Here is a 6,492-nt window from a genome sequence, read left to right as displayed (position 1 = left end):
ACCCTGTACAACCCGCCCGTCTCCTCATCGGTCAACACATACAGATAACCATCGGGCCCTTGGCGCACGTCGCGAATGCGCTTTTTAAAATCGCCGAGCAAGCGCTCCTCGTGTATCACCTTGTCGCCATCGAACTCCAGGCGGATCAGTTCCTCGCTGACCAACGCACCGATGAACACGTTGTGCTGCCAGGCCTTGAAACGATCGGCATCGTAGAATGCCATGCCACTCAGGCCCGGGGACTTTTCCCAGACATGATTCGGAGCAACGGTGCCTTCGGCGGTATCGCCCTTGGCTTCGGGAATCGGTTGGCCGGAGTAGTTGACGCCATGGGTCGCCAGTGGCCAGCCGTAATTCTTGCCGCGCTCGATGATGTTGATTTCATCGCCGCCCTGGGGACCGTGTTCGTTTTCCCACAGTGTACCGTTCCACGGATTGAGCGCCGCGCCTTGCGGGTTACGCTGCCCGTAGGACCAGATCTCCGGACGGACGTTGGCCTGGCCGACAAAGGGGTTGTCCTTGGGCACCGTGCCGTCCGGGTAGATTCGCACCACTTTGCCTTGCAGCTTGTCGAGGTCCTGGGCGGTCGGGCGATCGTTGTTTTCCCCCAGGGTCACGAACAGGTAGCCGTCACGGTCGAACACCAGCCGCGAGCCGAAATGGTTGCCGACCGAGAGTTTTGGTTGCTGACGCAGGATCACCTGGAAATCCTTGAGCGCCGTCATATCGTCGGAGAGCCGGCCGCGACCCACGGCAGTACCGGCCTTGTTACCCTCACCACCCCCTTCGGCATAGGACAGATAGACCATCCGGTCCTGCCTGAAGTCCGGTGACAATGCCACGTCCAGCAAACCGCCCTGCCCCTTGGCCCAGACCGTCGGCACGCCATTGAGCGGTGCCGACAGTTTGCCGTCGGCAGTGACAAGGCGCAGATTGCCGGGCCGTTCGGTCACCAGCATGTCTTTACTATCCGGCAAAAATGCCAGCGCCCAAGGATGTTCCAGTCCCGTCACGACAGGGGTGACTTCAAGGGTGCCTTCTTCGCTTTTCATCGTCTGGGTGGACGCGGCAAGCACAGGGACAGTGGTGACCAATGCACTGGCGCAGAGGGTTGCCAATAAGGTTTTACGCAACATGCAGGATTCCTTTTCCGATGAACATGAGGTCTGGTGAAAAATAGCGGACCGACGTGATGCCCGCTAATTAACGGTTGCCGGTGCCCGTATCTCTTGGGGCAGGATTGGGGATGAATTTCGGTGCGCTGGCGGGTGCTGTCCGGTCGGGATAGCGATTGCCGATGCCGCCGTTGTCCAGGGTCGGCGGGCGCGGGACCGTCACGGTGTTCGGCCCGCGAATTGCCGGGGCGCTGGGTCGAGTGCCTTGCATGCTATTGGGGTTGGCCCGGTTGATCGGGCTGCTGTAAGGATTGTTGTTGGTGCTGCCCGGCAGGTTCTGGGCCAATTGCCACGAAGCAGAGGTGTCGGCCTGCACCAGTGGGCCAAGTCCGGCACTCAAGGCCAGCGCAATGGCGCCAAACACGTATCGGTTCATGGGGTGCCTCTCTACGTCACGTGGATAAGGACTTCGATACCACGCTACGCCCGGGGTTCGTATTTGTTAACAAAAACCTCCCCGGCAAGATGTAACACGACGTTGAACCGGGCAAAGGAACAGCCACGCAGACCACGGAAACTTTTGCCCAAGGCCGCAGGTCACCTGAACATCACTCGCGAGTAGACGACCATGGCACGGGCAATCTGGAAAGGCGCAATCAGCTTCGGACTGGTGCACATCCCCGTGGCGCTGGTCTCGGCAACGTCCTCCCAAGGCGTCGATTTCGACTGGCTGGACAGCCGCAGCATGGATCCGGTGGGCTACAAGCGTGTCAACAAGGTCACGGGCAAGGAAGTCACCAAGGAGCACATCGTCAAGGGCGTGCAATACGAAAAGGGTCGGTATGTGGTGCTCAGCGAAGAGGAGATACGTTCCGCTCACCCGCTATCGACCCAGACCATCGACATTTTTTCCTTTGTCGATGCCCAGCAGATTCCCCTGCAGAACATCGACACGCCTTACTACCTGGCACCCGACAAACGCGGCGGCAAGGTCTATGCACTGCTGCGCGAAACCCTGAGCCGAACCGGCAAGGTCGCTCTCGCCCAGGTGGTCTTGCATACCCGCCAACACCTGGCCGCGCTGATGCCGCTGGAGTCGGCGCTGGTCCTGGTGATGCTGCGCTGGCCGGCCGAGGTGCGCAGTCTCGATGAGTTGGCGCTGGGCAGCGAGGTGACCAGCCCGGAACTGGCCAAGGGCGAACTGGACATGGCCAAACGCCTGGTGGACGACATGAGCGCCGAGTGGGCGCCGCAAGACTATCGGGATGGTTTTGAAGACAAGATCATGGCGTTGGTCGACAAGAAGGCCCATGAAGGCAAGATCGAAGACGTCGAAACCGCCACTGGCGAGGATGAGCGCAAAACGGCGGACGTCATTGACCTGACCGAGTTGCTCAAGCGCAGCCTTGGCAACAAAGGTGCTGGTAAAGCAGCGGCCAAGCCAAAGGCGAGCAGCAAACCGGCAACGAGGAAGAAAGCCAGCAAGTGATTGGCTGGATGTTCCGGCCTCTTCGCGAGCAAGCCCGCTCCCACAGTGGAATGCATTTCAATGTGGGAGCGGCGGTGCGGCGATCCGACTTGCTCGCGAAGGCAGATTACGCCCACACGCAAAAATCAGATCAGAATGAACACCGCCAACAACCCGGCAAAGACCGACCACTTTTGCAGGTAGTAAAGCTTGCGGTTGCGCTTTTTCAGTTCCTTGCCGCGCAGGCGAACCTTGTAGACCTTGCCGAACAGTCGGTTGAGCCCGCCGGTCCTGTCGCCCGCCTCGTTCGGTGCACCCGCCGCCGACATGACATTGCGACTGAACCAGCGATTGAAGGCCGCCGCCCACCGATACTTCATCGGCCGCTCGACGTCGCAGAACAGGATGATGCGATTGTGTGGCGTGGTGTTTTCTGCGTAATGAATGTAGGTCTCATCGAACATCACCGCTTCGCCATCGCGCCAATGATAGTCCTGGCCATCGACATTGATGTAGCAACCGGCGTCGTTGGGTGTTTCCAGGCCCAGGTGATAACGGTACGAACCGGCGTAAGGGTCGCGGTGACGCACCAGCCTGGAGCCAGGAGGCAGTTCGGCGAACATTGCCGCCTTGATCGAGCCAATGCCCTGCACCAGTTCGGTGGTGCGCGGGCAAAGCTTCATGGCCGACGGATGGCTATCGCCGTACCACTTGAGATAGAAGCGCTTCCAACCGGTCTTGAAAAACGAGTTGAAACCGACATCATCGAATTGGTTCGAGCGCTTGATCTCGCCGGCCCGAAGCAAATTCTGGCCTTCGGCACGAATTTCTTGCCAATGCGCCCGCAGTGGGCTCAGGTCGGGGAAGTCGGCCGGGTCGAGATAGGCTTTGTTGGGGATTTTCGAAAACAGATAAAGAAAGCAGTTGATCGGCGCCAGAAACGTCGAGTGATCACTCAACTGGCGACCCAACTTATGGCGCACTTGGCCACGCAGATGGACATACGCGATAGAGACAAGGTAGATAACGGCAATGATCAGTTTCACGGAAATCGTCACACGTCAGAAGTAAACACACTGCGCCCTCCCGGGTCTTGTGCAGCGACTGATTACGAAACAGCGGCCCCCTAGTGCCTTCGAGCCTTTCCGATGGTCGGTGTCCGGCTGACGGACGACATTTTAGCCACGGTTTGTAACCAATAGTTAACCTGTAACTGTGACAATGTGTCCACAAAATCCGTCGGAACCTTGCTCTGGCCTCAACGCTCTATCGCTTGAAGAGCCAGACCAGTACAATCGCCGCCAAACTTTACGCGCCCCCAGGTTGAGAGCGGGAAAAATCCCCTTTCAGCGCACGTTGACTCGGGCCAAGCGCGCCACATGCTGCTGTCCACTTAATGCCAGATGGATCTTCCACTGCCGATCGGGATGAACGTCCCGGGGTCCGATCAGTGGAAACGGGTACTGAACCGGTACTGCCGCAACCCTAGCTACTCTGAATGCTTCGCAGGAAAAACCTTTGATTTCTACAGCTAACATCACGATGCGATCTTAACGGCGCGACTGTGTAGCTCCAAGTGTAGAAAAATCAAGACATTGAATCGCATAGGATCGCACCAACATCCGTGAAAATACGCCGATTGGTATCAGAATTGGTATCAGAGTCCCTCCTTGGACCCGGTGTTCCTCCCCCCAGAACAAGGCCGAACTAAGTATTGAATCGATCGGCGGAATTCACAGAAATCGGCCACCCAGGTTCCAACCCCTCCCCATAGACGTAACCCGCTCGGAATTTCCTTTTAGATCGAGCGAGCCACATCAACGTATCTAGGCCAAGAGTTCCCACAACGGCGACGTTCAAGGCTATTCCTACCTGGACAGGTCGCCGGCTTCATTTTGCTGAGATTCTTGGCTAGCTTTGCCAGTAAAAGGTACTGCGGCGGTAGCGTTGGCAATGGCAGGTTTTGCAGGGGTTTTGGGAACAGCAGGTTTTGCAGGAGCTTTAGCAACAGCAGGTTTTGCAGCGGTTTTAGCTGCAGCAGGTTTTGCAGCGGTTTTAGCTGCAGCAGGTTTTGCAGCGGCTTTAGCTGCAGCAGGTTTTGCAGCGGCTTTAGCTGCAGCAGGTTTTGCAGCGGTTTTAGCTGCAGCAGGTTTTGCAGCGGCTTTAGCTGCAGCAGGTTTTGCAGCGGCTTTAGCTGCGACAGGTTTTGCAGCGGTTTTAGCTGCAGCATGTTTTGCAGCGGCTCTAGCAGCAGGTTTTGCAGCGGCTTTAGCTGCAGCAGGCTTTGCAGCGGCTTTAGCTGCGACAGGTTTTGCAGCGGCTTTAGCTGCAGCAGGTTTTGCAGCGGCTTTAGCTGCGACAGGTTTTGCAGCGGCTTTAGCTGCAGCAGGCTTTGCAGCGGCTCTAGCAGCAGGTTTTGCAGCGGCTCTAGCAACGGGCGTTGCAGCGGCTTTAGCTGCAGGCCTCTTTGCTGGCTTGTTCACTAAGGTTAAACGGGTAGATTCACCATCCTTCTGCATGTTTAGTTTCTTCTGCTCAGCAGATTCTGACGCCCACTTGGTCAACCTATTTACGGTATTACCAAATCCAACTGAAGCTAGGAGCTCGGACATCCCACTAAGGAGATGCGTAGCGCTGCCACAACTTAGCTCCTGGCCATCAAACTTAAGTATGCAGGGATATCCTGTAGCGCGTTGCTTCCAACCCGCTACCTCCTCAGCGAATGTTCCATAACTCGTCTTAAGCGACAGAAAAACCCTATCGTGCTTGAGATAATCAGACTCGACACCTGCAACGCCATCGGTGAATGACGTGATGTGCGCAATTGTAGATATCCTGCGATCTAGTTTGAGCTCACCCGCTGTATACCTCTTCAAATCGGCATTAACCTTATCGAAGATCTCATCGACTTCAGCGATGGCCGCTAGGGACTTGTTGGATTTTTCAACGCCCTTTTGAACAAAATTGAGAAAATCCATTAAACAACCCTCTTCAAATTACAGGTGATGGGATAGTGGTCAGAGAGATCAGCCCATTTCAAGGTACTGCCTGAAATGTTCAAAGCGCTCATGATTTCGACGCCGCTTCCTACAAAACTCCAGCCATCCTTCAGAAACCCCGACGACAGAATGATTTGATCAAACGTCCTCCAGTTCGTCATGTGTTGACCGTCAGTGCTAGCGCACGTTCCTGCTGGCAAGTGGGTTCCTGTTACGAGATCAGTCATTCCAACCAATCGCCAGAAAGGATTGAATAGAGCGTCGCTACGCGACTTCACGTAACTGATGTCCCTGCTCGCCTTGAGTGCCATCTGAATTGATCTACTGAAAGGCTCGTCGTTGAAGTCGCCGCAAATGACAATTAGTGCATCTGGATCATCATCATATATATCCTTGACATACCCCCTGAGCTCTGTAGCGATCTCCGTCCTAATATGTGAGTCTTCAGAGTACGTGCGCAAGCTCTGCCAGTGACACAGAATTACCCAAAGATCGACAGCGCCATCCAATTTGAAGCCTAGCTTCCGACCAACCTTGAGGTGCTTAGCAGTCACATCTGACTTGGCATTGAGATCCACCACCTCGCTCGCTGCAGCGAGTTTCTCGTGCCTGTATACAATGCCATAGTCGTCTATTCTGTTGCCGTCTTTTGAGTAAAGAGAACGAACGGTATAGGACGCATATTTTTGATCGGTTAGTGCGGCGGCGAGGATCTGGCGTTGCAGTTCAAGGCAATTGTCTTCATTTACTTCGCAAAGGCAGAGAAGATCGACGCCGGAGTCCAACATGCTGAGAATTACTGTAACGAATTCCGCCGTCACCGTGCCGGGCTTCGCTTTGGATGCAGGTGCAGATAAATGGCAATTCCACCATGCGATTTTTAGATCCATGACCCTTCCCTACTGCTAAT

General features: G+C 55.6%; 6 protein-coding genes. 1 reads left to right on the top strand and 5 read right to left on the bottom strand.

Features of this window, described 5'->3' with window-relative positions:
* Positions 1 to 1,136 (bottom strand): PQQ-dependent sugar dehydrogenase (locus KGA88_RS23155; protein WP_110661825.1); only part of this gene is annotated, 1,136 nt, incomplete at its 3' end.
* 67 nt (positions 1,137 to 1,203) lie between these two features.
* The gene (locus tag KGA88_RS23150; RefSeq protein WP_223594539.1) at positions 1,204 to 1,551 is read right to left on the bottom strand and encodes a hypothetical protein; all 348 of its coding nucleotides are present in this window, start codon (positions 1,549 to 1,551) and stop codon (positions 1,204 to 1,206) included.
* A 192-nt stretch (positions 1,552 to 1,743) separates the two neighbouring features.
* Here KGA88_RS23150 and KGA88_RS23145 point away from each other — a divergent pair, with 192 nt between their 5' ends.
* Entirely contained in the window at positions 1,744 to 2,604 is an 861-nt protein-coding gene (locus tag KGA88_RS23145) for a Ku protein (RefSeq protein WP_223594537.1), read from the top strand.
* A 125-nt stretch (positions 2,605 to 2,729) separates the two neighbouring features.
* Here KGA88_RS23145 and lpxO read toward each other — a convergent pair whose 3' ends face one another.
* The 3 genes from lpxO to KGA88_RS23130 all read right to left on the bottom strand — a co-directional run bounded on the left by lpxO (position 2,730) and on the right by KGA88_RS23130 (position 6,472).
* Positions 2,730 to 3,629, bottom strand: coding sequence for a lipid A hydroxylase LpxO (gene lpxO, locus KGA88_RS23140; protein ID WP_110661828.1), 900 nt, complete (start codon positions 3,627 to 3,629; stop codon positions 2,730 to 2,732).
* A gap of 822 nt (positions 3,630 to 4,451) precedes the next feature.
* Entirely contained in the window at positions 4,452 to 5,561 is a 1,110-nt protein-coding gene (locus tag KGA88_RS31460; RefSeq protein WP_263296225.1) for a hypothetical protein, read from the bottom strand.
* Complete coding sequence (locus tag KGA88_RS23130; protein ID WP_223594524.1) at positions 5,561 to 6,472, bottom strand: endonuclease/exonuclease/phosphatase family protein; 912 nt, start codon at positions 6,470 to 6,472, stop codon at positions 5,561 to 5,563. The genes KGA88_RS31460 and KGA88_RS23130 overlap by 1 nt, the downstream gene beginning before the upstream one ends.
* Positions 6,473 to 6,492 lie beyond the last annotated feature (20 nt).

This window comes from Pseudomonas sp. A-R-19, assembly GCF_019956575.1.
In the GTDB taxonomy this organism is placed as follows: Bacteria; Pseudomonadota; Gammaproteobacteria; order Pseudomonadales; family Pseudomonadaceae; genus Aquipseudomonas.
The sequence above is the reverse complement of the archived record's forward strand: the minus strand, read 5'-3'. Positions and strand labels throughout refer to the sequence as shown.

What these genes read in the sequence shown, in the direction of transcription:
- KGA88_RS31460 (WP_263296225.1), bottom strand. Translation starts at nt 5,561, where the DNA reads ATGGATTTTCTCAATTTTGTTCAAAAGGGCGTTGAAAAATCCAACAAG.
- KGA88_RS23145 (WP_223594537.1), top strand. Translation starts at nt 1,744, where the DNA reads ATGGCACGGGCAATCTGGAAAGGCGCAATCAGCTTCGGACTGGTGCAC.
- KGA88_RS23150 (WP_223594539.1), bottom strand. Translation starts at nt 1,551, where the DNA reads ATGAACCGATACGTGTTTGGCGCCATTGCGCTGGCCTTGAGTGCCGGA.
- KGA88_RS23130 (WP_223594524.1), bottom strand. Translation starts at nt 6,472, where the DNA reads ATGGATCTAAAAATCGCATGGTGGAATTGCCATTTATCTGCACCTGCA.